This is a genomic window from Chelativorans salis, assembly GCF_025336525.1.
Taxonomy (GTDB): domain Bacteria; phylum Pseudomonadota; class Alphaproteobacteria; order Rhizobiales; family Rhizobiaceae; genus Chelativorans; species Chelativorans salis.
Genome location: NZ_JAOCZP010000003.1, coordinates 312,059 through 336,282 on the forward strand (window position 1 = coordinate 312,059; position 24,224 = coordinate 336,282).

Genomic DNA, 24,224 nt, shown 5'->3' on the forward strand with positions numbered 1-24,224 from the left:
GGGGAGCGGGAGGGGACAGAGATGCCGGATCCGACAGATTGGCAGACGGCCCTGCCCTACCTGCTCGCCGCGCTTGGCGTCGGCTATCTCCTTGGTTCCATCCCCTTCGGCCTTCTCATCACGCGCATGGCGGGGCTGGGTGACGTGCGCAACATCGGCTCCGGCAACATCGGTGCGACGAACGTGCTGCGCACGGGACACAAGGGGCTGGCGGCACTAACTCTGGTTCTCGACGCGTTGAAAGGCACTGTGGCCGTGCTTCTGGCCCGCATCTACGGCCTGGACTATGCGCTCGTCGCCGGCTTCGGCGCGTTCCTCGGCCATCTTTTTCCTGTCTGGCTCGGCTTCAAGGGCGGCAAGGGGGTGGCGACATATCTCGGCGTTCTTACCGCCTTGGCATGGCAGGGTGCGGTGGTATTCGCCGTCGCTTGGCTCGCGGTTGCGTTCATCACACGCTATTCCTCGCTCGCCGCCCTCGTGGCTGCAGTGAGCGTTCCCGTCGCGCTTTATCTCCTCGGACTTGTCCAGCCGGCGCAGCTTTTCGTCGTCCTCAGCCTGTTGGTCTTCCTCAAGCACCGGACCAACATCATCCGGCTCGTTCAAGGTCGTGAGACACGCATCGGGGCAAAGGGTTGAGCACCGGCGCCGAACGCCGGCTCAATGACCGACAGCGCCGCGCCTGGTTGCGCCTCATCCGTACAGAAAACGTCGGTCCCGCCACCTTCCGCGATCTCATAAACCGCTTCGGCTCGGCGGAAGCCGCCCTTGCGGCGCTTCCAGAGCTGGCTCACAAGGGCGGCGCTCAGCGGATCAGAATTCCTTCCGAGGCGGAAGTCGACGCGGAACTGGACCTAGCGCACCGCATGGGCGCCTGTTTCGTCGCCATCGGAGAGGCGCATTATCCACCGCTTTTGGCGCGCGCCGACCATCCGCCGCCGCTGATCGCCGCAAAAGGGCGGCTTGACCTCCTGCGTGAACCGACCATCGCCATCGTCGGCGCGCGCAACGCCTCGCTCGCCGGTATCAAGCTGGCGCAGCGCATCGCCGTGGAGCTCGGGCGTCAGGGTTACCTCGTCGCCTCCGGTTTGGCGCGCGGCATCGACGCCGCCGCCCACAGAGGCAGCATCGAAACCGGCACGGCGGCGGCGATGGCAGGTGGGCTCGACCGGCCCTATCCACCGGAAAACGACGTGCTGTTCGCCGAGATCGCCGAGCGCGGCGCGGTGCTTACGGAAATGCCCTTCGGCTGGACGCCGCGCGCCAGGGACTTTCCACGCCGCAACCGCATCGTCGCCGGCATGGCGTACGGACTCGTGGTGGTCGAGGCAGCCAGTCGCTCCGGTTCGCTCATCAGCGCCCGGCTGGCCAACGAGATGGGACGGCTCGTCTTCGCCGTGCCCGGCTCACCGCTCGACCCGCGCGCGGCGGGTACCAACAAGCTGCTCAAGGATGGTGCCATCCTGACAACCGGCGCGGAGGACGTTCTCGATGCCATCGCTCCTCTCGTCGGCCAGCCGCCGCCGGAGCGCGAGATGGAGGAGCCGTCGGATTCTCTGGCCGCCCCACCGCCCGGCGACGACGAGCGCGCCCGCGTGTTGGAAGCGCTCGGCCCCACGCCCGTCGGCATCGACGAGATCATCCGTCATACGGGGCTTCACCCAGCACAGGTATCCCTGATTCTGCTCGAGCTCGACCTTGCCGGCCGGCTGGAGCGGCACTCAGGAGGGAGCGTTTCGCTGCTCATGGGTGGGCGGTGAGGATTCCTTCGACTGTACCTGAGGCGGATACTGACCGCGCAGGATATCGCTGACCTCCACATAGGCCATCTCGATCAGGTAGGTGAGCATGTCACAGCGCTCGCCCCTGGCCATCACCGAAAGCTGGCCAAGCATTGCCTGCACGTAATCCAAGGTCTCATTGCGTTGCCGTCCATAGGATATCCGGACCATCCGGCCATACTCCCCTCGCCTCTTGCCCCTGGTCTCGCCCTCCTGTCCGCCCCTTTTCCCCACTTTGTATAGGTACCCTTCGCTTCCCCGGGGCCTCTTTGTCCGCTTGAAGAAATATATATACAAATAAGTGCAAAATCGATGTGCCGCACCCAAGGATTGCACACCCTGCCAACAGCGTGAAATGCGATTGGGGCCTTGACCGCGGCGGAAAGCACAGCCATGTCACGTGCTGGCCGGGCCCGTGAGGCTTGGAAACGCAATAACGGCACCGCCTTGGTGCCGAACAAGGTAATACCCGTCTATGGATGTCGTCATCGTCGAGTCGCCGGCCAAGGCGAAAACAATCAATAAATACTTGGGTAAGGATTTCAAGGTCCTAGCCTCCTTCGGCCATGTGCGCGACCTGCCCGCCAAGGACGGCTCGGTGCGTCCGGATGAGGACTTCGCCATGTCCTGGGCCGTCGACAGCCCGTCTGCCAAGCGCCTCTCCGACATCGCCAAGGCGATGAAGGATGCCGATGGCCTGGTGCTCGCCACCGACCCCGACCGCGAGGGCGAGGCGATCTCCTGGCACGTTCTGGAGGTGCTGCGCCAGAAGCGGGCACTCAAGGACAAGCCGGTGCGCCGCGTCGTCTTCAACGCCATCACCAAGAAGGCGGTGCTCGATGCCATGGCCGAGCCGCGCGAGGTGGATGCCTCGCTTGTGGATGCCTATCTCGCGCGCCGCGCGCTCGACTACCTCGTCGGCTTCACGCTATCGCCCGTCTTGTGGCGCAAGCTGCCCGGCGCCCGCTCGGCCGGCCGCGTCCAATCCGTCGCGCTCAGGCTCGTCTGCGACCGCGAGGCCGAGATCGAGCGCTTCATCCGCGAAGACTACTGGCAGATCGCTGCTGCTCTCGACACGCCGCGCAAGGACACCTTTGAGGCGCGGCTGACGGTCCTCGACGGCAAGAAACTGCAGAAACTCGACATCAAGAGCCAGGAGGAAGCCGACGGCATAAAGGCCATGCTGGACGGCGCTTCCTACAAGGTACTCTCCGTCGAGGCCAAACCGACACGTCGCAATCCTGGCCCGCCTTTCACCACCTCGACCCTACAGCAGGCCGCTTCCTCGCGCCTCGGCTTTTCCGCCTCGCGCACCATGCAGGTGGCCCAGCGCCTCTACGAGGGCGTCGATATCGGCGGCGAGACCACCGGCCTCATCACCTATATGCGAACCGACGGCGTGCAGATGGCACCGGAGGCGCTGGACCAGGCGCGTGCCGCCGTCGGCAAGACGTTCGGCGACCGCTACCTGCCGGAGAAGCCGCGGTTCTACTCCGTAAAGGCCAAGAACGCGCAGGAAGCGCACGAGGCCATCCGCCCCACCGACTTCTCGCGCACGCCGGACCAGGTCCGCAAATATGTCGATGCCGACCAGGCGCGCCTCTATGAGATGGTCTGGAAGCGCGCTATCGCCAGCCAGATGCAGGCAGCCGAAATCGAGCGCACGACCGTGGAGATCGAGGCGAAAGGCGCCGGCCGCACGGCCGGCCTGCGCGCCGTCGGCTCCGTTATCCGCTTCGACGGCTTCCTTGCCGCCTATTCCGAGATCAAGGAAGACGACAAGGAGGATGAGGAGAACCGCCGCCTGCCGGAGATCAACTCCGGCGAGACGCTTGAGCGCAACAAGATTGACGTTACCAAGCACACGACCGAACCGCCGCCGCGCTATTCGGAAGCGTCCCTCATCAAGAAGATGGAGGAGCTCGGCATCGGTCGCCCTTCGACCTACGCCGCCACGCTCAAGACCCTGGAAGATCGCGACTATGTGACGATCGACAAGCGCCGACTCGTGCCGCAGGCCAAGGGTCGCATCGTCACCGCCTTTCTGGAGAACTTTTTCCGGCGCTACGTCGAATACGACTTCACAGCCGACCTCGAAGAAAAACTCGACGAGATTTCCGATGGCAGGCTTTCCTGGAAGGAGGTGCTGCGCGACTTCTGGCAGGAGTTCTCCCGTGCCGTCGGCGACATCAAGGAACTGCGCGTGTCGGACGTGCTCGACGCGCTCAACGAGGAGCTGGCACCGCTGGTCTTCCCGCCGCGCGAGCACGACGGCGATCCTCGCCTTTGCCCCAAATGCGGCGCCGGAAAGCTGTCCCTGAAGCTCGGCCGCTATGGCGCCTTCGTCGGCTGCTCCAACTATCCCGAGTGCGACTACACGCGCCAGCTCGGCGAGAATGGCGAGAACGGCGGCGCGGAAGCCGGCGTGGACGGCAACAAGGTGCTGGGCGCCGACCCCTACACGGGCGAGGAGATCACGCTTCGCTCCGGCCGCTTCGGGCCTTACGTGCAGCGCGGCGAGGGCAAGGAGGCCAAGCGTGCAAGCCTGCCCAAGGGCTGGACGCCGGAAAGCCTCGACCACGAGCGCGCCCTGGCGCTGCTTTCGCTGCCGCGCGACGTCGGCCCGCACCCCGAGACAGGCAAGATGATCTCGGCCGGCATCGGCCGCTACGGCCCCTTCCTGCTGCATGACGGCACCTACGCCAATCTGGAGTCGGTCGAAGAGGTTTTCTCCGTCGGCCTCAACCGTGCCGTCTCGCTCCTCGCGGAGAAGAGGGCGAAAGGTAACGGGCGCGCCAAGCCGGCAGCCCTCAAGGAACTCGGGGAACATCCCGACGGCGGCGGAGTCATCACCGTGCGCGATGGCCGCTACGGGCCCTATGTGAATTTCGGCAAGGTCAACGCAACCCTGCCGAAGGGGAAGGATCCCATGTCTGTCACCAAGGAAGAGGCGCTGGAGCTGATTGCCGCCAAGGCCGCCAAGGGCGGCAAGAAACCGGCACGCGGCAAGAGCCGGAGCTGATCGGTTGGCGCGCGGGACCACACGGCGAGGCAGGCCGGCGGCCAAGGCCGAGAGCGGCAATGCCCACCTGCCTTCGCGCGATGAAGTCCTGCGCTTCATCACTGAAAATCCCGACCGCTCGGGAAAACGCGAGATCGCCAAGGCCTTCAACATCAAGAGCGGCGACCGTATCTGGCTGAAGGACATGCTGCGCGGGCTGCAGGACGAGGGCCTTGTGAAAAAGCGGCGCAAGAAGATCCTGCGTCCCGGCGCCCTGCCCCACGTGGTCGTGCTCGACATCTTCTCACGCGATGCCGAAGGCGGCCTGCTCGCCCGCCCCGCCGAGCTCGACGAGGAGCATGAAGGGCCTGCGCCCATCGTCGCCATCCGCGCCCAGAAGGGCGGCAGGACGGCGGCAGCCGGCATCGGTGACCGGGTGCTTGCCCGCGTTTTCCCTGCCGAGGACGAGACGGGACCGGCCTATACCGGCCGTGTCATGAAGGTGTTCGAAAAGCGTCGGCGCGCCGTGCTCGGCGTCTTCCGCGAACTCCCCGACGGTTCCCTGCGCATAGAGCCGGTAGAGCGGCGCCAGCCGGAACTTGTGGTCGACGAGGACTTTCGCAAGGGCGCAAAACACGGCGATCTCGTCGAGGTGGAGCCGGTCACCCGCGCGCGCTACGGTTTGCCGAAGGCCAAGGTTCTCGAGGTTGTGGGCTCGATCGCCACCGAAAAGGCTGTCTCGCTCATCGCCATCCATGCCCACGAAATTCCGCACATCTTCCCCGACGGCGTACTGGAAGAGGCGGAGGCCGCCGAACCCGCCACGACCAAGGGCCGCGAGGACTGGCGCAAGCTGCCGCTTATCACCATCGATCCGGCCGACGCCAAAGACCATGACGATGCCGTCTTCGCCAAACCCGACCCGGACGAGAAGAATCGCGGCGGCGTGATCGTCACCGTCGCCATCGCTGACGTGGCGCACTACGTGCGGTCAGGCTCCGCCCTCGACCGCGAGGCACTGAGGCGGGGCAATTCGGTCTATTTCCCCGATCGCGTCGTGCCCATGCTGCCCGAGCGCATCTCCAACGAGCTGTGCTCGCTGCGCGAAGGCGAAGCGCGGCCGGCACTCGCTGTGCGTATGCGCTTCGCGTCCGACGGCCGCAAGATCGGCCACAGCTTCCACCGCATTATGATGCGCTCCGCCGCCCGTCTCTCTTATCAGCAGACCCAAGCGGCGATCGACGGCCAGCCGGACGACAAGACCGGGCCCCTTCTCGACCCGGTTCTGCGCCCGCTGTGGGATGCCTACGCCATCCTGAAGCGCGGGCGCTCGGCGCGAGAGCCGCTGGAGCTCGACCTGCCGGAACGCAAGATTCTGCTCAAGCCCGACGGCACCGTCGACCGCGTCATAGTGCCGCCGCGCCTCGATGCACACAAGCTCATCGAGGAGTTCATGATCCAAGCCAACGTGGCCGCCGCCGAGACGCTCGAGGCGGCCCGTCAGTCGCTCGTCTACCGCGTGCACGACCAGCCCTCGCTCGCCAAGCAGGAATCCTTGCGCGAGTTCCTCGCCTCGCTCGGCACGTCGCTGGCGCGCGGCGCGGCGTTGCGGCCCGCTCAATTCAACAACATCCTTGCCCGCGTGGCGGGCACGGAGCAGGAGCAGCTGGTCAACGAGGTGGTTCTGCGTAGCCAGAGTCAGGCCATCTACACACCGGAAAACATTGGCCATTTCGGCCTGAATCTGCGCCGCTACGCACATTTCACCTCGCCCATCCGTCGCTATGCGGACCTGATCGTTCACCGGGCGCTGATCGCAGCCAGGGGCTTCGGCCCGGATGGTCTGCGACCGGAAGACGAGGAGCGCCTGGAGGAAATTTCGGCCCTCATCTCGGCCACCGAGCGACGCGCCATGGCGGCCGAGCGCGAGACGGTGGACCGGCTGGTGGCCGAGCATCTGGCCCATCGCATCGACGAAGAATTCTCCGCCCGCATCTCCGGCGTGACCAAGGCCGGCATCTTCGTGCTCCTGCCCCAATACGGCGCCGATGGCTTCATTCCGGTCTCGTCTCTCGGTGATGACTACTATATCTATGACGAGCCCCGCCACGCGCTGGTCGGCCAGAAAAGCGGACGCGGGTACCAGCTCGGCGATGGCGTCGATGTCCGCCTTGTTGAGGTGGCGCCCTTGGCGGGCTCCATGCGCTTCGAGATGATCAGCGAGCCTGAGCGCCTTCCCGGCTCGTCGAAATCGCTGCACAAGGCGAAGCGGGGCACAACAAGGACTGCCAGGCGTGCGGCTCAGCGTCCGCCGAAGGCCAGGAGACGATGATGGACGAACGGGTATTCGGCGCCAAGGAAGCAGAAGAGCCGGCGCGGCCGGTCTACGAGGCGATGCGGCGCGGCTTCTTCGGCAAGTGCCCCCATTGCGGCCGCGGCCGGCTCTTCCGCGCCTTCCTGAAGACTGTTGACGAGTGCCAGGCCTGCGGCGAGGAGATCAGCCATCACCGCGCCGACGACCTGCCCGCCTATCTGGTAATCGTCATCGTCGGCCATGTGGTGATCGGTGCCTTCATGGGCGTCCAGGCGATGACGGACTGGCCGACCTGGCTGCACATGGCCCTCTGGACTCCGCTGACGCTGTTGATGTCGCTCGCCCTCATCGGCCCCGTGAAGGGCGCCGTCGTGGGCCTGCAATGGGCGCTGCGCATGCACGGATTCGGCGGCGAGGAAGATATCGTCGAAACGTGTCCCGAGCGCTGACATGGCCGCGGGAGAGGCGCGCATGGAGGGGATGACGCGAGCTGAGCTCGACGTGGCCGAATCGCGCGACTTCGCACTTGGCGGCCGGCCAATGCGCCCGCGCGATGCCGCCACGCTCATCGTTATCGAGCGGCGCGCGGGCGCGCCCTTCGTCTTGATGGGCCGCAGGCACCGTCGCCATGCCTTCATGCCCGGCCGCTTCGTCTTCCCCGGCGGTCGCACGGACCCGACTGACAGCCGCATTCCCGTCGTCCGTCCGTTGCATCCGGACGAGGAGGCCAAGCTGATCGGCTCCGGAGCCCGCGCCTCCTCCGCGCGGGCCCGTGCCATCGCGCTCTCGGCCCTCCGCGAGACGTATGAGGAAGCGGGCCTGCTCATCGGGCGCAAGGACGCCTTCTCGACGAAAAGCCGGCACTGGCAGGGTTTCGCCGAGCACGGCATCAGGCCCTCGCTCGACGGGTTGCGCTATATCGCCCGCGCCATCACCCCGCCCGGCCGAGTGCGCCGCTTCGACACGCGATTCCTTGCCGCCTGGCGCGATCAGGTTGCGGTGGAGCTTGCGGAGGGCGGGCCGACGGATGAATTGGAGGAGATCGTCTGGCTGCCGATCGGCGAGGCCATAGAGGCCGAAGTCCCTGTCATCACCCGCACCGTGCTTGACGATCTGGACAAGCGTCTCGCCACCGATCCCGAGCTTTCACCGGGCGGCCCGGTGCCCTTCTATTTCATGCGCGCGAACAGATTCATGCGGGTGGTTCTATAGGAGCCGCAGCACTCCCTTCGCTGCATACTTGACATTCCGGGCATTGTCTTTATGTGTCCGGCGAGTTTTCCGCGCGCCCTGCCGCAATCGTGACGGGCCGCCATCTTCATCACCAGAAACGGACGAATGCCATGGCCAAGGCCACGACCATCAAGATCAAGCTCCAGTCGACGGCCGACACGGGCTACTTCTACGTCGCCAAGAAGAACAGCCGGACGATGACGGAGAAGATGACCAAGCGCAAATACGATCCGGTGGCGCGCAAGCACGTCGAGTTCAAGGAAGCCAAGATCAAGTAGCTTCGGCTGCTTTCCTCGCATGTAGGCGGCGCCCACTGGGGCGCCGTTTTTTATTGTGCATATCCTACATGAGAGCCGCGGCCGTGCGCGCCGGCTGCCGAGCGATTACCCGTATCCGTTGCAGTGAGAAGGGGGCCGGTCGGCAATCTGGCAGCGGTACGAGGAGGCCACTTACGCCAGCGCCGGCCGGCCAACCCCACGGACCCAGGAGATGCGGCGGACCTGAGCATCATGGGGTATCTGTAAGACGTAACCGCCAGTCCCCTCGAGCGGTTCGTCCACCTTCGGTTGCGACACTCGCGCAAGTACTCAAGAAAATCAACACTTACTTAACCATCGTGATGAAATGGTTCATGTTAGGGTAAACGCGTAACCATACTCGAGGCGTTCAAGCCGCCGGCGCGACGACGCGGTTGCGTCCCCGCGTCTTGGCTTCATAGAGCGCGAGATCGGCCCGCTTCATCAGTGCCTCCACCGTGTCCCCCGGCATCCTCGCGGAAGCAACGCCGAGGCTTGCGGTGACGTCAACGGCTTGATCGCCCTGGCCGGTCAGGAATGGCCCGCTGGCAATCTCGGCACGAATGCGTTCGGCCACCTTCTCCGCCACGTCGAGTTCCGTGTCCGGCATGACGACGACGAACTCCTCGCCGCCGTAACGGCAGACGAGGTCGATGCCGCGCAGGTTCTTGCGCAGCCGCTTGGCAAACGTCTTGAGGATGGCGTCGCCGGCGTCATGCCCCCAGGTGTCGTTGATGGATTTGAAGCGGTCGATGTCGGCGATCATGATGGAAAGCGGCCGCTTGCGCGCCGTCGAACGGTCGAACAGGCTCTGCAGGTGGCTGTCGAGATAGCGCCGGTTGTGCAGGCCCGTCAGCGGATCGGTGACCGCCATTTCCACCGTCTGCGCGACGCTGGAGCGCAGGCTGTCGTTGTAGCGCTTGCGACGGATCTGGGTGCGCAGGCGGGCGATCAGTTCCTGGCGCTCGACCGGGCGCAGCACGAAGTCGTTCACCGCGAGCTCCAGCCCGCGGATGATGCGCTCCTCATCGCCCTCGCCCGCCAGAAGAATAATGGGTACCAGGCGCGTCGATTCGAGCGCCCGGAGCTGCGAGCAAAGCCGCAGCGGGTCATAGTCGGCAAAGCCTGTAGACACCATGATGCACTCATAAGCGCCCTCGACCGCCTGGCGGAGCCCGGCCTGCGGCTCCTCCGCCACGTCGAGGTCAAAAGTGCCGCTCAGAAGCCTCCTGATGCGCCGCCCGGTGGCAGCGTCGTCGTCCAACAGGAGCACGCTCGGCGTCTCTTCCACATCTCCGCTCTTCTTCTCGAGGAGTTGCTCGATGCCGATGTTGCGCGTCGTGGCGGCGCGCAGGCGCAATTCGTCCGTCAGCGCCTTCAGCCGGACCAGGCTTTTCACCCTTGTGAGAAGCTGCAGGTCGTTGGCCGGTTTGGTGAGGAAATCGTCGGCGCCGGCCTCGAGCCCGCGTACGCGGTCGGCCGGCTGGCCGAGGGCGGTAACCATGATGATGGGAATATGCGTGGTTGCAGGATCGGACTTCAGTCGGCGGCAGACCTCGAAGCCATCCATGCCCGGCATCATGACGTCGAGCAGCACCACGTCGACCTTGCTGCACTCGCAGATTTCGATGGCATCCTGACCGGAACGCGCCGTCACCACTTCATAGTACTCGGCCATAAGCCGCGCTTCGAGCAGCCTCAGATTTGCGGCGATGTCATCGACGACGAGGATGCGGGCTGTCATGACCAACTCCGGGTATACTTTTCCGCCGCACTCATCACGCGTCACCGAGATAGGATCTGATGGTCTCAATGAAACTGGTCACCGAGATCGGCTTAGAGATATAGGCCTCACAGCCGCCCTGGCGGATGCGCTCCTCATCTCCCTTCATGGCAAAGGCGGTGACGGCGATGACGGGGATGGAATGTAGTTCGTCGTCCTCCTTCAGCCACTTTGTGACTTCCAGGCCGGAGACTTCGGGGAGCTGAATGTCCATGAGAATGAGGTCGGGGCGGTGGTCGCGTGCCAGATCCAACGCCTGCAGGCCATTGCGCGTGCGCACGGTCTCGTAGCCGCTGGCCTCGATGAGGTCGCGGAAGAGCTTCATGTTGAGCTCGTTGTCCTCGACGATCATGACCTTTTTTGGCATTGGACCCCCATACCGCTGGCACACCCCTTCCCGCCAACGCAGGTACGGGCGCTCTTGCCGGTGTCCCCAACTGCTTTATGGCATGATTTGCTTTACGAAAAGAAAAAGTATCCTCTCTGAATTGATTGGTTCAAGCTGGAGCGCCTGCTTTTGTCGCCGCTTGCGCCGGTCCGTCTTTGCCTTTATCGCACCGGCGAACCCGCAGAATCCTGAGGATGCGCCGCCCATGCAACAAGAACAGGCCGAAGCGATCGCCATTCAGGCGCTCTCCTTCATCGCCTCCGATCCGGAGCTTCTGCCTCGCTTCCTGGCGCTGACGGGCATCGAGGCGGGGCAGATCCGGCAGGCCGCGAACGAGCCGGGCTTCCTCGCCGGCGTGCTACAGTTCGTGCTTGCGCACGCGCCCACCCTTCTGAGCTTCAGCGAGCAAAGCGGCGTGCCGCCGCAGGACGTGTCGACCGCGCACAGGCACCTCCCCCTCGGCGACGGAGACTGGGATATCCAACCCTGACCGCGCTTCGGCGACGGCCGTGTGCTCATAGCGCCAGCCGCATCAGGGGTCGGCCTATCTTGCGCTCGACCACTTCGCTGAAACCAGCCTTGTCGAAAACACGGCGCGAACCGACGAAAAGCCCGATGGAGCGCGCGTCCTTGGACTGCGTCATCGGGCACGCTTCGAGAACACGTGCCCCTTCCGCGCGGGCGAAATCGATGCCGGCACGCACCAGCGCATGGGTGTGGCCGCGTCCGCGGGCGCTCGTGCGGATAAAGAAGCAGGAAATGGCCCATACGGCCGGGTCGTCCGCTGGCGCGTCGTCCAAAGGCGCGGAGACGCGGCCGCGATTGTTCCACTCCGGCACGTCGAGACGGGGGCCGATCTGCATCCAGCCGTCGGCCCTTTCGCCCTCGAACAGCAAAAGCCCCGGCGGCGGCCCCGCCTCCACCCGCGTCCGGATATGGTCCTTGTTGCGCTGCCGGTCGTTTTCCCGCCGCACCGCGGGCGGCAGGCGGAAATGCGTGCACCAGCAGCCGTAGCAGGCGCCCTGCTTGCCGAACAGATCCTCGAAAGCCGGCCAGAGCTCCGGTCTCAACGGGACGATTGAAACCGTCACGCTCCCTCTCCTCTGCTTGTGCTGGCGTGCGCGTTGCTCTATTATCCTGTTCCCTTTATGTTCTCATAAGCTGCCATGGCTGTCAACGCTCCCGTGCACGGCATTTGCCGCGACTGCCTCTCCCGTGCGAGCCCGGGCGAGCGCCGTTGCAAGGCATGCGGCAGTCCGCGCGTGCTGCGCCACGAGGAGCTCGGCGCGCTGTCCATCGCCCATATCGACTGCGATGCCTTCTATGCGGCTGTGGAAAAGCGCGACGACCCGAGCCTGCGCGACAAGCCGGTGATCATCGGCGGCGGCAAGCGCGGCGTCGTCTCCACCTGCTGTTACATTGCCCGCATCAACGGCGTGCGCTCGGCGATGCCCATGTTCAAGGCGCTGGAGGCCTGTCCCGAGGCTGTCGTCATCAAGCCGGACATGGAGAAATACGTGCGTGTCGGCCGACAGGTGCGGGAGATGATGCTGGCGCTGACGCCGCTGGTTGAGCCGCTGTCGATCGACGAGGCGTTTCTGGATCTTTCCGGTACGGAGCGGCTGCACGGGGCGGAGCCGGCCTTCGTGCTCGCCCGCTTCGCCAGGCAGGTCGAGGACGAGATCGGGATTACCGTTTCGGTCGGCCTTTCCTACTGCAAATTCCTCGCCAAGGTGGCTTCCGACTTCAACAAGCCGCGCGGCTTCTCCGTCATCGGCCGCGACGAGGCGCTTTCCTTCCTGGCCCAGCAGCCGGTGACGATCATCTGGGGCGTCGGCAAGGCCTTTTCGGCGACGCTGGCGAATGACGGCATCCGCACCATCGACCAGTTGCAGCGCTTGGAGCGCGCCGACCTCATGCGCCGCTACGGCACGATGGGCGACCGGCTCCACCGGCTGTCGCGCGGCATGGACACACGCACGGTGGAGCCGCGCGGCGAAGCGAAGAGCGTGTCGTCGGAGACCACCTTCGACAAGGACATCGCCGCCTTCGAAGAGCTGGTGCCGGTGCTGAGGGCCTTGTCGGAGCGCGTTTCGGCACGGCTGAAGAAGGCGGAGATTGCCGGGCGCACGGTGGTGTTGAAGTTGAAGACCGCCGACTTCCGCATCCGCACGCGCAACCGGCAACTGGGCGACCCGACGCGGCTTGCCGACCGCATCTTCCACACCGGCCTTGACATGCTGAAGCGCGAGACCGACGGCACCCGCTTCCGCCTCCTTGGCATCGGCGTGAGCGACCTGACCGATGTGGCCAAGGCCGACCCGCCGGACCTCGTCGACCGCCTGTCGCACAAGCGGGCGCTTGCCGAGGGGGCGATCGACAGCCTGCGGGAGAAATACGGACGCGAGGCGGTGGAGACGGGCTATACGTTCGGCCGGGCGAAAAAGGCGCGGCCGCAGCGGGAGGATGATTAGCCGTTCCTCCCCTGAGGGGGTAGCCGCGAAGCCGCCAGGTGGGCTCGTTGCAGTTCGTGCTCGAGATCGATGTTTCTTTTCCGCTCCACGGTATTCGATTCAGGTCGGGCGCGCGGCGGAGACGACCCACCTTCTGCCGAAGCCGGGCTATGTCAAAGAACATGGGAAGCAGGGGCGGCTTGGGCAGGGGGAGCGAATTTTCCTGCAAGAAAAGTTTGCAGGTTGTGGGGGATCCATGGGTTAGCGGGAACGAGCGGTAAAATCTATCCCCGCTTGGATCACGTTGGGCCAGTTGGTGTCCATGGTCAGTGTTCTGGCATGGGTCCTCGGGTCAAGCCCGAGGATGACGAATAGCGGACAAGTGGCGGCAAGACGCCAACGTTGGTGACTAGCGCAGCCATCTCCCCCTTCGTCATCCTCGGGCTTGACCCGAGGATCCATGCCGTGCCTCGTCCACATTCCGGAATGGGGGCCGGCTTGTCCTATGGCGGAGGACCGGACGTCATTTACGCGCTGGCTGGAACAGCTCGACGAAATTTCCGGAAGGATCGACCAGCAGGGTCTGCGAGCCTCCCGGCCCCGTGACGATCTCATTACGGAACTGGACGCCGCCGCCACGCAGCCGTGCTACCTCGGCGGACAGATCGTCGACGATCAGGTGAATGCGGTTCCAGCCGCCGGGCCGGGGCTGCTCGCCGTCAGGCATCGGCCGGCCCGCCGAGCTCGTCGGCCCGCTGAGCAAGAGCCGCAACGCTCCGCGCTGCACATCCGCGAAGGCAGGTGCATAGCTCGATAGAAGCGAGAAGCCGAGGTGGCGCGTATACCACGCGATTGCGGCCTCGACATCATCGACCATGTAACGGACATTGACGGTCGTCTCGGACATCTCTTTCTCCCATTGCCGGAAAGGCGCGGCCAGCCTCGACCGCCGACGCGCGTTCGCTTCCCTGTATCAGCCGAAGCGCGGCGCGGATTGGATAAAATGGAAGTCAGTCTGCGGACGGGAGATGATGGCGCTTCACGTGCATGCCTGATCGGTCGAACGTATTCAGGCGTTCGTGGAATTGGGCCGGGGTCAGCCCCGAGAACTCGACAAACTCGCGAATGAGATGAGACTGGTCGAAATAGCCGCATTCGACGGCAAGCTTAGCCCAGTCGGTTCTTGCCGCGCTTCGCGACGATGCGGCGGCATGCTGGAACCGGCGCACGCGGCCGAAAAGCTTCGGCGTCAGGCCGACTTCGGCGGTGAACACCTCGATGAAGCGTCGCGGACTCAAATCCACGGCTTTCGCGATGTCGCGGACCCGTTCCCGGCCATGGGTGCGCATCAGGACGTCCAACCCGACACCGACGGCGCCATGACGGGCCGGAGGCTCGTAAAGCTTTCCCAAAAGTACTTGTTCGAGAAGCTGGAATCGCGCGAGCGGCCGGGTCATCACGCACAGGCGTTCCCGGAGCATGGTAGCGGCAGGTCCCCAGATCGTCCGCAGATCGACATGCAGATTGGTGAACGCGGCGGCTGGCAGACCGAGGATGGCGAAGGCGCCGCCCGGCTTGAAGTGGACCCCTAAAAGTGCCGCTTCCTCCGCCGTGTCGCTCACGAATGCGCCGGCATAGGGGCCGGAAACCGCCGCTCCGGCAAAGCGCCGGCATTCACGCGGATCGGAGGCGCTATAGATGCGCAGCTCGTCCTCGCGCAGGTTGAACACCATCTCGAACGTTCCACTTGGCAGAATCCGTTCCCAGGAATGCGCACCCGTATAATCTTCGTAGAGCCAGAAATCGTCTACGAATTCCGAGAGCGGAGCACGCGGAACATAGGATCGAAACAGCATCGAAACGGCCCGAACCTGGTCGAAGGGCATCTCTATTCGGTATGGAGCCTACAAAATCAGGCCGGACGATTGAAGCTTATACCAGCTCCACGTCCACCACGCCTGGCACGGCGCGCATGGCAGCGGCGATCTGGGGGGAGATGCGATAGCGGTCGGGCAGGCCGATCTCGATCTCGCCTTGGCCGCCCTCCTTGATGACGATGAGGCTTACCTGTCCCTCGCCGCGGCCCTTGAGCTGGGAGGAGATGGCGTCGAGGGGGGCGGCGTTGCGCAGGTAGACGCGCAGCGCCTTCTGCATGCGGCTTGCCTCATCCTCCAGGGACTGGACGGTCTGGATGCGCAGGTTCACGCCCTCCGGGCGGTCCTCGGCCGAGACCATGATGACGACCGAACTGCCCGGCTCCAGGAGGTCGCGGTACTGGTGGAGCGTCTCCGAGAAGAGGACGGCCTCGTACTGGCCGGTGGCGTCGGAGAACTGGACGATGCCCATCTTGTTTCCGGTGCGGGTCTTGCGCTCCTGCCTGGCCGTGACCGTGCCGGCGAGCCGGCCGGCGGTGGCGCCGTGCTTGACGGCGGCCTGGAAGGCGGCCCAGCTCTGCACGCGCATCTTTTCCAGCGTCGGCAGATAGTCATCGAGGGGGTGGGCGGACAGGTAGCAGCCGACCATTTGGAACTCGCGGTGCAACTTTTCGGCCGGCAGCCAGGGATCGGCGGCTGGCAGGTGCAGCTTCTGCGGCTCCAAGGCGGCGAGGCCGAAGATATCGCCCTGCCCCATCGCCGCGTCCTCCGCGGCGCGCGCGGCCATACCCATCAGGCGGTCGACGCCGGCGAAGAGCGCGGCGCGGTCGTGGCCGAAGCAATCGAAGGCACCGGCGCAGATGAGGCTTTCCAGGACCCGCTTGCCGACGATGCGGGGCTCGACGCGGGCGCAGAAGTCCTCAAGGCTTTCGAAGGGCTTTTCGTTGCGCTTCTCAACGATGTGCTCCACCGCGGCATCGCCGACGCCCTTGATGGCGGCGAGCGAATAGTAGATGCGGTTCTCGCCCACCTCGAAATCGCGGTAGCTGGTGAGCACGGAGGGCAGCACGACCTCGATGCCGAGACGCATGGCGTCGCGCCGGAAATCGTTGAGTTTGTCGGAATTGGCCATGTCGTAGGTCATGGACGCAGCCAGGAATTCGACAGGATAGTGCGCCTTCAGATAGGCCGTCTGGTAGGAGACGATGGCGTAGGCGGCGGCGTGGGACTTGTTGAAGCCGTAGTCGGCGAATTTGGCCAGGAGATCGAAGATGAAGTCGGCTTGCGGCTTTTCCAGCCCGCGCTCGACGGCGCCTTCCACGAAACGCACGCGCTGCTTGTCCATCTCGGCGCGGATCTTCTTGCCCATGGCGCGGCGCAGGAGGTCCGCTTCGCCGAGGGAGTAGCCTGAGAGCTCCTGCGCGATCTGCATCACCTGCTCTTGGTAGACGATGACGCCCTGCGTCTCCTTCACCAGGTGGTCGATCTTCGGGTGGATCGAGGAAAGCTCCTCCTCGCCGTGCTTGCGCGCGTTGTAGGTGGGAATGTTCTCCATCGGGCCGGGGCGGTAGAGCGCCACCAGCGCGATGATGTCCTCGATGCGGTCGGGCTTCATGCCGATCAGCGCCTTGCGCATGCCCGCACTTTCCACCTGGAAGATGCCGACCGTTTCGCCGCGCGACAGCATGGCGTAGGTCTCTGGATCGTCGAGCGGGATCTTCGACAGGTCGATCTCGATGCCGCGACGGCGGATGAGCTTGACCGCCGTGTCGAGGACCGTAAGCGTCTTCAGGCCGAGGAAGTCGAACTTGACGAGGCCCGCATCCTCAACCTTCTTCATGTTGAACTGCGTGACCGGCATGTCGGAGCGCGGGTCGCGGTACATGGGCACCAGTTCCCACAGGGGCCGGTCGCCGATGACGATGCCGGCGGCGTGGGTGGAGGCGTGACGGTAGAGGCCTTCGAGCTTCTGGGCGATCTCCAGCAGCGTGCCGACGATGGGTTCCTTTTCCACCTCCTCGGCGAAGCGCGGCTCGTCCTCGATCGCTTTGCCGAGCGGCGTCGGGTTGGCCGGGTTGGAGGGAACCATCTTGCACAGCCGGTCCACCTGGCCGTAAGGCATTTGCAATACGCGGCCGACGTCACGGAGCACGGCGCGGGCCTGCAGCGTTCCGAAGGTGATGATCTGGGCCACCTGGTCGCGGCCGTACTTCTCCTGCACGTAGCGGATCACCTCGTCGCGCCGGTCCTGGCAGAAGTCGATGTCGAAGTCGGGCATCGACACGCGATCGGGGTTCAGGAAGCGCTCGAAGAGGAGGGAGAAGCGCAAGGGGTCGACGTCGGTGATGGTGAGCGCGTAGGCGACCAGCGAGCCGGCGCCCGAGCCGCGGCCGGGGCCGACGGGGATGCCTCTCGCCTTGGCCCATTTGATGAAGTCGGCGACGATAAGAAAGTAGCCGGGATACTTCATGCGCTCGATGATGCCGAGCTCGTGTTCCAGGCGCTCGGAGTAGTTTTCCGGCGTATAGCCTTCGGCAAGGCCCTGGTCGGCCAGCCGCCTTTCCAGACCCTCGCGCGCCTGGCGGCGCAACTCGTCGGCCTCCGCCTTCAGCGCGGCTTCGGCATCCTCGGCATCACCGCCGGCGAAGCGCGGCAGGATCGGATCACGGTTCTTCGGATAATAGGAGCAGCGCAGCGCGATTTCGACCGTGTTGTCGACGGCTTCCGGCAGGTCGGCGAAGAGCCGGGCCATCTCCGCCTGGCTCTTCAGATGGTTGTCCGGGGTCAGGCGGCGGCGGTCGTCCATGGCAATGACGGCGCCCTCAGCGATGGCGATCAGTGCGTCGTGGGCCTCGAAATCGTCGCGGGCGGGGAAGAAGGCCTCGTTAGTAGCGACCAATGGCAGGTCGTGGCGGTAGGCGAGACCGACCGTCGCGGCTTCCAGCGCCCGGTCGTAGCCTTCCAGGCGCTCCAGCTCCACGTAGAGCCGGTCGCCATAGGTCTCCTTCAGGAAGGAAAGCCGCGCCTCGGCCACCTCCGGCCGCTCGGCCCTGAACGCGGCGCCCAGCGGGCCGCGCGGGCCGCCGGTGAGGCAGATGATGCCGTCGCTGTGCTCGGCAAGCCACTCGGCGGCCACGTGGACGGCGGCGCCCGCCTCGTTGTCGAGATAGGCGCGGCTGACGAGCCGGACGAGGTTCGTGTAGCCAATCTCGTTCGCCGCGATCAGCACCAGCGGGTCGTACTCGGCCACGGCCTTGCGGCCGTTCGCCCGCCGCGCCTCACTGAGCGCATCCTCGAAGGCGACGGCGAGCTGGCAGCCGATGATGGGCTGCACGCCCTCCTTCACCGCCTTCTGGGCAAACTCCAGGGCGCCGAAGAGGTTGTTGGTGTCGGTGACGGCGATGGCTGGCGCCTCGTCCTTGACGGCATGGCCGATAATCTTGCCGAGCGGCAGGGCGCCTTCGAGCAGCGAATAGGCCGAATGCACGCGCAGATGGATGAACGGCCGCTCCGGCCGCCTCTTCTCGCGCTCTGCTTCCAGCAGGATCGGGTCGCGCTGTCGCCTGTCACTCGCCATTGTTCACCGCATCCACGTTGAGGATTCGTGCCCATTGTTCAGCAACGCGCCCAGCCGGTAAAGGGCGCCGGTGCTCTGCGCACGGGTTTTCAGGCTGGCAACGGTGTCAGGGTCTCGGCAATTGCACGGGGAAGTTTCTCCGGGCGGGCGACGATTTCGGCGGCGCCGGCTTCGGCCAGTTCGGCGCGGGCGCCGAAGCCCCACAGGACGCCGATCGCCGGCAGCGCATTGGCCTTTGCGCCGATGATGTCGTGCGAGCGGTCGCCGACCATGACGGTGCGGGCGGGGTCCACGGGCTCGCTTGCGAGGATGTGTCGGATCAGGTCGGCCTTGTTGGAATTGGTGCCGTCGAGGGCGGAGCCGTGTACGGCGTCGAAGAAGCGGCTGAGGCCGAAGTGATCGAGGATGTCGCCCGTGTAGGTTTCCACCTTGGAGGTGGCGACGGACAGGAAGAAACCGGCGTCCTCGCAGTGCGCCAGCGCCTCGGGAATGCCGGGAATGACCTTGTTCTCGAACTTGCCGATCTCGCCGTAGCGCTGCCGGTAGTGACCGACGGCTTCCCATATGAGAGCCTCGTCGGAACTTTCGAGCAGCCTTGCGAAGGTGTCCTGGATCGGCGGGCCGATGCACACGCGCAGGTCCTCGGCGGCGGGCGCCGTGCGGCCCATCTTCTGCAGGACGTGGCGGATGCCGTTGGTGATGCCGAAGAACGGGTCCGTCAGCGTCCCGTCGAGGTCGAACAGAATCGCTGGGCGCTTCTCTTGGGATTCCATGTCAGGCGAACTCCATGATGACGGCATCGACGGCGAGGCTGTCGCCGGGGGCGGCTTTGATCGAGGTGACGGTGCAGTCGCGCTCGGCGCGCAGGACGTTTTCCATCTTCATCGCCTCGACCACAGCCAGGATCTCGCCTGCCTTCACCTCCTGGCCCTCGCTGACGGCGATGGAGACGACGAGCCCGGGCATCGGGCAAAGAAGCATTTTCGAGGTGTCGGGCGCCGCGCATACGGGCATCAGACGGTCGAGCTCGGCGATGCGCGGCGGCATGACATGCGCCGTCGCCGCAACGCCCTGCCAGGAAAGCCTGACGCCGTTGAGCACCGAACGCACCTGGACGGCCACCGCGCGCCCGCCCACGCTGCCGTGCCATACGGGCTCGCCGGGCCGCCAGGACGAGACGACATCGAGTGCAGTGCCCTCCCCCACTTTCACCTTCAGCCTGGTCGGAACGGCTATGGCACATTCCGAGACCGCAATGGGCACATAGTCATCCGCGCCAAGCCGCACCATCCAATCGCGCCTGATCTTGCCGGAGTGCGGGGCGAGACGGCCGGGCAGCCGGTCGAGCCGGTCGCGGCGCAGGAGTTCGACCGCCAGGGCCACGGCGCACAGGATCGCGCGCTCGTTCTTTGAAGGCGGGGGCGGCGCGAAGCCTTGCGGATATTCCTCTGCGATGAAGCCCGTGGAAAGCCGCCCCTCGCGCCAGCGCGGATGGCGCATGATGGCTGCGAGAAAGGGGATATTATGCTCGATCCCGTCGATCACGAAGCGGTCGAGCGCATCGGACATGGCGTCGATGGCGGCAAGGCGGTCCGGCGCCCATGTGACGAGCTTGGCGATCATCGGGTCGTAGAACATGGAGATTTCCAGGCCTTCGGCCACACCCGTGTCATTGCGGACGACGACGTCGCCCCGCTGCTCCTCCTCAGGCGGGCGGTAGCGCGCGAGGCGTCCGATGGAAGGCAGGAAGTTGCGTACCGGATCTTCCGCATAGAGCCGGCTTTCGACGGCCCAGCCCTTCAGCTTCACCGCGTCCTGGGCGATCCGCAGCTTTTCACCGGCGGCGATGCGAATCATCTCCTCCACCAGGTCGATGCCGGTGACGAGCTCGGTCACCGGGTGCTCGACCTGGAGGCGCGTATTCATCTCCAGGAAGTAGAAGTTGCGGTCCCTGTCGACGATGAATTCCACGGTGCCGGCGCTCTGATAGTCGACGGCCTTCGCCAGCGCCACGGCTTCCGCGCCCATCGCCGCACGCGTCTCCGCGTCGAGAAAGGGCGACGGCGCCTCCTCGATGATCTTCTGGTTGCGCCGCTGGATAGAGCACTCGCGCTCACCGAGGTGGATGCAGTGGCCGAAGGCGTCGCCCAGCACCTGGATCTCGATGTGGCGCGGCTCCTCGATGAATTTTTCGATAAAGATGCGGTCGTCGCCGAAGGAGCTAGCAGCTTCCGACTTCGCCCGTGCGAAGCCGTCGCGCGCTTCCTGCTCGTTCCAGGCGATGCGCATCCCCTTGCCGCCGCCGCCGGCCGAAGCCTTGAGCATCACCGGATAGCCGATTTCCGTGGCGATCTCTGCAGCGTGTTCGGCATCCTCGATCAGACCCATGAAGCCGGGGACGGTGGAGACACCGGCGTCGGCGGCGATCTTCTTCGACGTGATCTTGTCGCCCATGGCGCGGATCGCCTTGGGCTTGGGACCGATGAAGACGATTCCCGCCGCCTCCAGCTTCTCGCAGAAATCCGCGTTCTCCGAGAGGAAGCCGTAACCTGGATGCACGGCTTCGGCGCCTGTTTCCTTGCAGGCGGCGAGAATGCGCTCGGTGGAGAGATAACTTTGGCTTGCCGCCGCAGGACCGATCGCCACCGCCTCGTCCGCCATCTCCACATGCACCGCGTCGGCGTCGGCTTCCGAATAGACGGCGACGGTGGCGATGCCCATCCGTTGGGCCGTCTTGATCACACGGCAGGCTATCTCCCCCCGGTTGGCAATCAATATCGTCTTGAACATGCGGACATTTCCCCGGCAACCTTCTCCTTGTATGAGGTTGCGCGGGAGGGCTCAAGACATGCCCTGCTGAAGCTTGTGGGCCGTATGGGCGGACTTGCACGGCAGTGTGTTTCCTGAAAAACGTTCGACCGAGCGTGGTGAACTACTGAGGTGGAGCCGTTGCCGGCGATCTATGTCGATGCCGATGCCTGCCCGGTGAAGGCGGAGGTGACGCGGGTTGCCGAGCGGCATGGCGTTCCGGTTGTCTTCGTCTCCAATGGCGGCCTGCGCCCCTCGCGCGATCCGATGATCCGCCACGTGGTGGTGCCGGGGAAAGCAGACGCGGCGGACGACTGGATCGCCGAGGACGCTGCCGCCGGCGATATCGCGATCACCGCCGATGTGCCGCTGGCCGCCCGGCTGGTGGAGAAAGGCCTCCACGTGCTCGGCCCGACCGGCCGCGCCTTCACGCGGCAGACCATCGGCATGGATGTCGCCATGCGCAACCTGAAGCAAGATTTGCGCGAGGCAGGCGAGATCAAGGGCTATAACGCCGGCTTTACCGCCAGGGACCGCTCAGCCTTCCTGCAGGCGCTGGACCTGGCCGTGCGGCGAGCGCTGAAGGCGTAGGCGCCGGCGCGGCTATTGTGCACAGGACTTCAAGATCGTTGTGCAACATTCTGATGTGGCCCGCCTTTTTTGGCATATGGATAACAATTTTCCGCCCTGGCTTGTTATCGTGGGCCGGGTCCTTCATGCTTTAAGCCTCCTCGCCGCACCCCCTGCGGCATGATCCAGTTCAGATAAGGAGGAACGCCCCGGTGCCTGACACCGTAGATATTTATTCCGATACCCGCGACCTCGACACGATGGGCGGACGCCTGTCGCGCGCCCGCGATGCGGCCGGCCTCACGGTGGCCGAACTCGCCCGCCGCCTCGGCGTGAAGACGTCGACCATACAGGCGTGGGAGACCGACCGTTCGCAACCGCGCGCCAACCGGCTGGCCATGCTGGCGGGCGTCCTCAACGTCAGCCTCTCCTGGCTCCTGCACGGCGTCGGCACCTCGCCGGCGGACGAGAGCCGCTCGGAGCTGGTGCAGGCGGTTTCGGCGAACCTCAAGCGCCTGCGCCGCCTGCATAGCGAATCGGCTCGCGTCATCGCACAGATCGAAGAGGATCTGGCACGCGCCGGACAGGGATAAGAGGTCCCGCAGACGCGCGAAGCGTTGTTCTCTCTGGCCCAAGGACGCCGTTCATGCGATCATACGATGATGCGTCAGGCTTGGGGGGAAGGACATGCGGCTGCGCGCGATCGTGGGGGGAATATTCGCACTGTCGGCCGCGGTCGGACTAGCGTCCGCAAACGACGATATCGCATGCGTTCAGCAGCGCTTGGCCGAGTTCGGCTACGATCCAGGGCCGGCGGATGGAATTCCCGGCCGGCGCACGCAGGCGGCCGCACACGTCTTCGCCGAGCAGATGGCCGGCAAATCCGACATTCTCGCCGGTCTTGACGCGTTGAAGGAGGATAACGCGGGCGTCTGGTGCCAGGCCCTGACGAATGCAGCTGCCACGCCCATTCTCAAAACGCTCTCTTCGCCGGCTCGATACCTGCTGCCGACGGACGTGCTTTCGGCCCTGGCGAACGCTCCCAAGAAATCCGGCGCTCTTTGCCAGCCGGCAGCGGGCCAAGAATGGGCACTCGCAAACGTTCCGGTCAAGAAGATCAGCGGCCTCAATTCCCGTCAGGACAACGTGCGCTCCGTCGACGGAGCATGGGAGGTGGAGAAGTTCGCGGGCGCTTTCAGCGGTGAGGCGGTCTACGCACTTGCCTCCGGCGACGAGGAGCGGAAGCGAAAGCTGATCACCGTGCTGGCACGCTGGGCCCGAGAAGGTGCCCTCCTGGAAACCATAAGCTGCGTGGACCGAGGCGGAAACCTCAACACCAGCGGCAAGTGCTCGGAATGGCGCGATCCGGAGGGGCGCGACCCTTCGGGGATGAAGGACGCCACGTTCGCTACGTTCATCGGTGCGGGGCTTGTCCGCGCATACTACGTCGCCCTGGCGGATACGGCGACGGAGGAATTGAGGAGCGAGCACGCGGCGATCCAGCAATGGATCGGTCAGTGGTCGCGGCGGCTCAAGCGTCCGACGCAGGTCTATTTCGGCCTGAATATGGGCTGGTACTGGCCCACGGTCGTCAACGATCTCGCGGCGGGACGAAAGAACCAGGCCGTTCGCCGCCTGAAGGATCTGGAAGCGGGAATGCTTCGCCTGATCAACGCAGACGGATCGATCGTCGACCGGACCACGCGCGGCGACAGGGCGCTCTGGTATCACTACACCAGCATCGGCGAGATCGTCGTCTCCATGGAACTGATGCGGGCGGCGGGAATCGCGCCATCAGGGCGGCTGGAAGAGCGGTTGCACAAGGCCGTGGCGCTGTTCCTTGCTGCCATCGACGACGAAAGCATCCTCGACAAATGGGCGCGGCAACGCCGGAACAGCCGCTATGCGGGAAAGCAGGACTGGAATTTCCAATCCTGGCCGAACAGCGACTTCGCAGGAAGCTGGCTACACATCTATCCCTACCGGTACGGCGGCCTCGAAACGGGAAGGAAGCTGCGGACGCTTGTTCCCGTGAAAGCCCAGTCCGCCGTGACCGACATCGATCTCGGGATGGGTCTGGGCTGCATCTACAACGTGGCCGCGACCGGGAGCGGCTAGGATCCGCGGCTGCCGCCATACGGCGATTGCT

General features: G+C 65.1%; 21 protein-coding genes. 12 read left to right on the top strand and 9 right to left on the bottom strand.

Annotated features, from left to right (window positions below; all coding sequences use genetic code 11):
- Positions 1-21: 21 nt before the first annotated feature.
- Both plsY and dprA read left to right on the top strand, forming a co-directional pair.
- Entirely contained in the window at positions 22-636 is a 615-nt protein-coding gene (plsY, locus tag N5A92_RS11600) for a glycerol-3-phosphate 1-O-acyltransferase PlsY (protein WP_260902743.1), read from the top strand.
- A complete protein-coding gene (dprA, locus tag N5A92_RS11605) occupies positions 633-1,757 on the top strand; it encodes a DNA-processing protein DprA (RefSeq protein ID WP_260902745.1) in 1,125 nt (374 codons plus the stop codon). Before plsY ends, dprA begins: the two co-directional genes overlap by 4 nt.
- On the opposite strand, the gene N5A92_RS11610 is transcribed toward dprA, so the two are convergent.
- The gene (locus tag N5A92_RS11610) at positions 1,719-1,949 is read right to left on the bottom strand and encodes a hypothetical protein (protein WP_260902747.1); all 231 of its coding nucleotides are present in this window, start codon (positions 1,947-1,949) and stop codon (positions 1,719-1,721) included. The genes dprA and N5A92_RS11610 overlap by 39 nt on opposite strands.
- Before the next feature lie 304 nt (positions 1,950-2,253).
- Here N5A92_RS11610 and topA point away from each other — a divergent pair, with 304 nt between their 5' ends.
- The 5 genes from topA (at position 2,254) to rpmG (ending at position 8,604) form a co-directional block, all read left to right on the top strand.
- The gene (topA, locus tag N5A92_RS11615) at positions 2,254-4,800 is read left to right on the top strand and encodes a type I DNA topoisomerase (RefSeq protein ID WP_260902749.1); all 2,547 of its coding nucleotides are present in this window, start codon (positions 2,254-2,256) and stop codon (positions 4,798-4,800) included.
- A 4-nt stretch (positions 4,801-4,804) separates the two neighbouring features.
- Positions 4,805-7,111 (top strand): ribonuclease R, encoded by a 2,307-nt coding sequence (rnr, locus tag N5A92_RS11620; protein ID WP_260902750.1) that lies wholly within the window; start codon positions 4,805-4,807, stop codon positions 7,109-7,111.
- Complete coding sequence (locus N5A92_RS11625; RefSeq protein ID WP_260902752.1) at positions 7,111-7,542, top strand: DUF983 domain-containing protein; 432 nt, start codon at positions 7,111-7,113, stop codon at positions 7,540-7,542. Before rnr ends, N5A92_RS11625 begins: the two co-directional genes overlap by 1 nt.
- 22 nt (positions 7,543-7,564) lie before the next feature.
- Positions 7,565-8,305: an NUDIX hydrolase gene (locus tag N5A92_RS11630; protein ID WP_260903584.1), complete on the top strand. Its 741-nt coding sequence runs from the start codon at positions 7,565-7,567 to the stop codon at positions 8,303-8,305.
- Positions 8,306-8,436: 131 nt separating this feature from the next.
- Positions 8,437-8,604: a 50S ribosomal protein L33 gene (rpmG, locus tag N5A92_RS11635; protein ID WP_159586426.1), complete on the top strand. Its 168-nt coding sequence runs from the start codon at positions 8,437-8,439 to the stop codon at positions 8,602-8,604.
- Between the two features lie 388 nt (positions 8,605-8,992).
- On the opposite strand, the gene N5A92_RS11640 is transcribed toward rpmG, so the two are convergent.
- A complete protein-coding gene (locus N5A92_RS11640) occupies positions 8,993-10,366 on the bottom strand; it encodes a PleD family two-component system response regulator (protein ID WP_260902756.1) in 1,374 nt (457 codons plus the stop codon).
- 34 nt (positions 10,367-10,400) lie between these two features.
- Positions 10,401-10,772 carry a response regulator gene (locus tag N5A92_RS11645; protein ID WP_260902760.1) on the bottom strand — a complete coding sequence of 124 codons (372 nt, stop codon included), beginning with the start codon at positions 10,770-10,772 and terminating at the stop codon, positions 10,401-10,403.
- Between the two features lie 226 nt (positions 10,773-10,998).
- On the opposite strand from N5A92_RS11645, the gene N5A92_RS11650 reads away from it, so the two are divergent.
- Entirely contained in the window at positions 10,999-11,283 is a 285-nt protein-coding gene (locus tag N5A92_RS11650) for a DUF3572 domain-containing protein (RefSeq protein ID WP_260902762.1), read from the top strand.
- Between the two features lie 25 nt (positions 11,284-11,308).
- Here the strand turns inward: N5A92_RS11650 and N5A92_RS11655 are convergent, their stop codons facing one another.
- On the bottom strand, positions 11,309-11,884 hold the full coding sequence (locus N5A92_RS11655) for a GNAT family N-acetyltransferase (RefSeq protein WP_260902765.1): 576 nt from the start codon (positions 11,882-11,884) through the stop codon (positions 11,309-11,311).
- 75 nt (positions 11,885-11,959) lie between these two features.
- On the opposite strand from N5A92_RS11655, the gene N5A92_RS11660 reads away from it, so the two are divergent.
- Positions 11,960-13,267 (top strand): DNA polymerase IV, encoded by a 1,308-nt coding sequence (locus tag N5A92_RS11660; protein WP_260902773.1) that lies wholly within the window; start codon positions 11,960-11,962, stop codon positions 13,265-13,267.
- A 502-nt stretch (positions 13,268-13,769) separates the two neighbouring features.
- Here N5A92_RS11660 and N5A92_RS11665 read toward each other — a convergent pair.
- The 5 genes from N5A92_RS11665 to N5A92_RS11685 all read right to left on the bottom strand — a co-directional run bounded on the left by N5A92_RS11665 (position 13,770) and on the right by N5A92_RS11685 (position 21,487).
- On the bottom strand, positions 13,770-14,153 hold the full coding sequence (locus tag N5A92_RS11665) for a VOC family protein (RefSeq protein WP_260902775.1): 384 nt from the start codon (positions 14,151-14,153) through the stop codon (positions 13,770-13,772).
- A 103-nt stretch (positions 14,154-14,256) separates the two neighbouring features.
- Positions 14,257-15,102, bottom strand: a complete 846-nt coding sequence (locus N5A92_RS11670; protein WP_260902776.1) for an AraC family transcriptional regulator — start codon at positions 15,100-15,102, stop codon at positions 14,257-14,259.
- Positions 15,103-15,178: 76 nt separating this feature from the next.
- Positions 15,179-18,697: a DNA polymerase III subunit alpha gene (dnaE, locus tag N5A92_RS11675; RefSeq protein ID WP_260902785.1), complete on the bottom strand. Its 3,519-nt coding sequence runs from the start codon at positions 18,695-18,697 to the stop codon at positions 15,179-15,181.
- 89 nt (positions 18,698-18,786) lie between these two features.
- Positions 18,787-19,470, bottom strand: coding sequence for an HAD hydrolase-like protein (locus N5A92_RS11680; RefSeq protein ID WP_260902788.1), 684 nt, complete (start codon positions 19,468-19,470; stop codon positions 18,787-18,789).
- A gap of 1 nt (position 19,471) precedes the next feature.
- Entirely contained in the window at positions 19,472-21,487 is a 2,016-nt protein-coding gene (locus N5A92_RS11685; RefSeq protein ID WP_260902793.1) for an acetyl-CoA carboxylase biotin carboxylase subunit, read from the bottom strand.
- Positions 21,488-21,646: 159 nt separating this feature from the next.
- Between N5A92_RS11685 and N5A92_RS11690 the strand changes: the two genes are divergently transcribed.
- From N5A92_RS11690 to N5A92_RS11700, 3 genes are all read left to right on the top strand, one after another.
- The gene (locus N5A92_RS11690; RefSeq protein ID WP_260902794.1) at positions 21,647-22,096 is read left to right on the top strand and encodes a YaiI/YqxD family protein; all 450 of its coding nucleotides are present in this window, start codon (positions 21,647-21,649) and stop codon (positions 22,094-22,096) included.
- Positions 22,097-22,287: 191 nt separating this feature from the next.
- Positions 22,288-22,668 carry a helix-turn-helix domain-containing protein gene (locus N5A92_RS11695; RefSeq protein WP_260902796.1) on the top strand — a complete coding sequence of 127 codons (381 nt, stop codon included), beginning with the start codon at positions 22,288-22,290 and terminating at the stop codon, positions 22,666-22,668.
- Positions 22,669-22,762: 94 nt separating this feature from the next.
- Positions 22,763-24,193, top strand: coding sequence for an alginate lyase family protein (locus N5A92_RS11700; RefSeq protein ID WP_260902803.1), 1,431 nt, complete (start codon positions 22,763-22,765; stop codon positions 24,191-24,193).
- The last annotated feature ends 31 nt before the right edge of the window (positions 24,194-24,224 follow it).

What these genes read in the sequence shown, in the direction of transcription:
- N5A92_RS11665 (WP_260902775.1), bottom strand. Translation starts at nt 14,153, where the DNA reads ATGTCCGAGACGACCGTCAATGTCCGTTACATGGTCGATGATGTCGAG.
- N5A92_RS11670 (WP_260902776.1), bottom strand. Translation starts at nt 15,102, where the DNA reads ATGCTGTTTCGATCCTATGTTCCGCGTGCTCCGCTCTCGGAATTCGTA.
- N5A92_RS11680 (WP_260902788.1), bottom strand. Translation starts at nt 19,470, where the DNA reads ATGGAATCCCAAGAGAAGCGCCCAGCGATTCTGTTCGACCTCGACGGG.
- N5A92_RS11640 (WP_260902756.1), bottom strand. Translation starts at nt 10,366, where the DNA reads ATGACAGCCCGCATCCTCGTCGTCGATGACATCGCCGCAAATCTGAGG.
- N5A92_RS11630 (WP_260903584.1), top strand. Translation starts at nt 7,565, where the DNA reads ATGGAGGGGATGACGCGAGCTGAGCTCGACGTGGCCGAATCGCGCGAC.
- N5A92_RS11660 (WP_260902773.1), top strand. Translation starts at nt 11,960, where the DNA reads ATGGCTGTCAACGCTCCCGTGCACGGCATTTGCCGCGACTGCCTCTCC.
- N5A92_RS11645 (WP_260902760.1), bottom strand. Translation starts at nt 10,772, where the DNA reads ATGCCAAAAAAGGTCATGATCGTCGAGGACAACGAGCTCAACATGAAG.
- N5A92_RS11625 (WP_260902752.1), top strand. Translation starts at nt 7,111, where the DNA reads ATGGACGAACGGGTATTCGGCGCCAAGGAAGCAGAAGAGCCGGCGCGG.
- N5A92_RS11650 (WP_260902762.1), top strand. Translation starts at nt 10,999, where the DNA reads ATGCAACAAGAACAGGCCGAAGCGATCGCCATTCAGGCGCTCTCCTTC.
- rpmG (WP_159586426.1), top strand. Translation starts at nt 8,437, where the DNA reads ATGGCCAAGGCCACGACCATCAAGATCAAGCTCCAGTCGACGGCCGAC.
- N5A92_RS11610 (WP_260902747.1), bottom strand. Translation starts at nt 1,949, where the DNA reads ATGGTCCGGATATCCTATGGACGGCAACGCAATGAGACCTTGGATTAC.
- N5A92_RS11700 (WP_260902803.1), top strand. Translation starts at nt 22,763, where the DNA reads ATGCGGCTGCGCGCGATCGTGGGGGGAATATTCGCACTGTCGGCCGCG.
- topA (WP_260902749.1), top strand. Translation starts at nt 2,254, where the DNA reads ATGGATGTCGTCATCGTCGAGTCGCCGGCCAAGGCGAAAACAATCAAT.
- dnaE (WP_260902785.1), bottom strand. Translation starts at nt 18,697, where the DNA reads ATGGCGAGTGACAGGCGACAGCGCGACCCGATCCTGCTGGAAGCAGAG.
- N5A92_RS11685 (WP_260902793.1), bottom strand. Translation starts at nt 21,487, where the DNA reads ATGTTCAAGACGATATTGATTGCCAACCGGGGGGAGATAGCCTGCCGT.
- plsY (WP_260902743.1), top strand. Translation starts at nt 22, where the DNA reads ATGCCGGATCCGACAGATTGGCAGACGGCCCTGCCCTACCTGCTCGCC.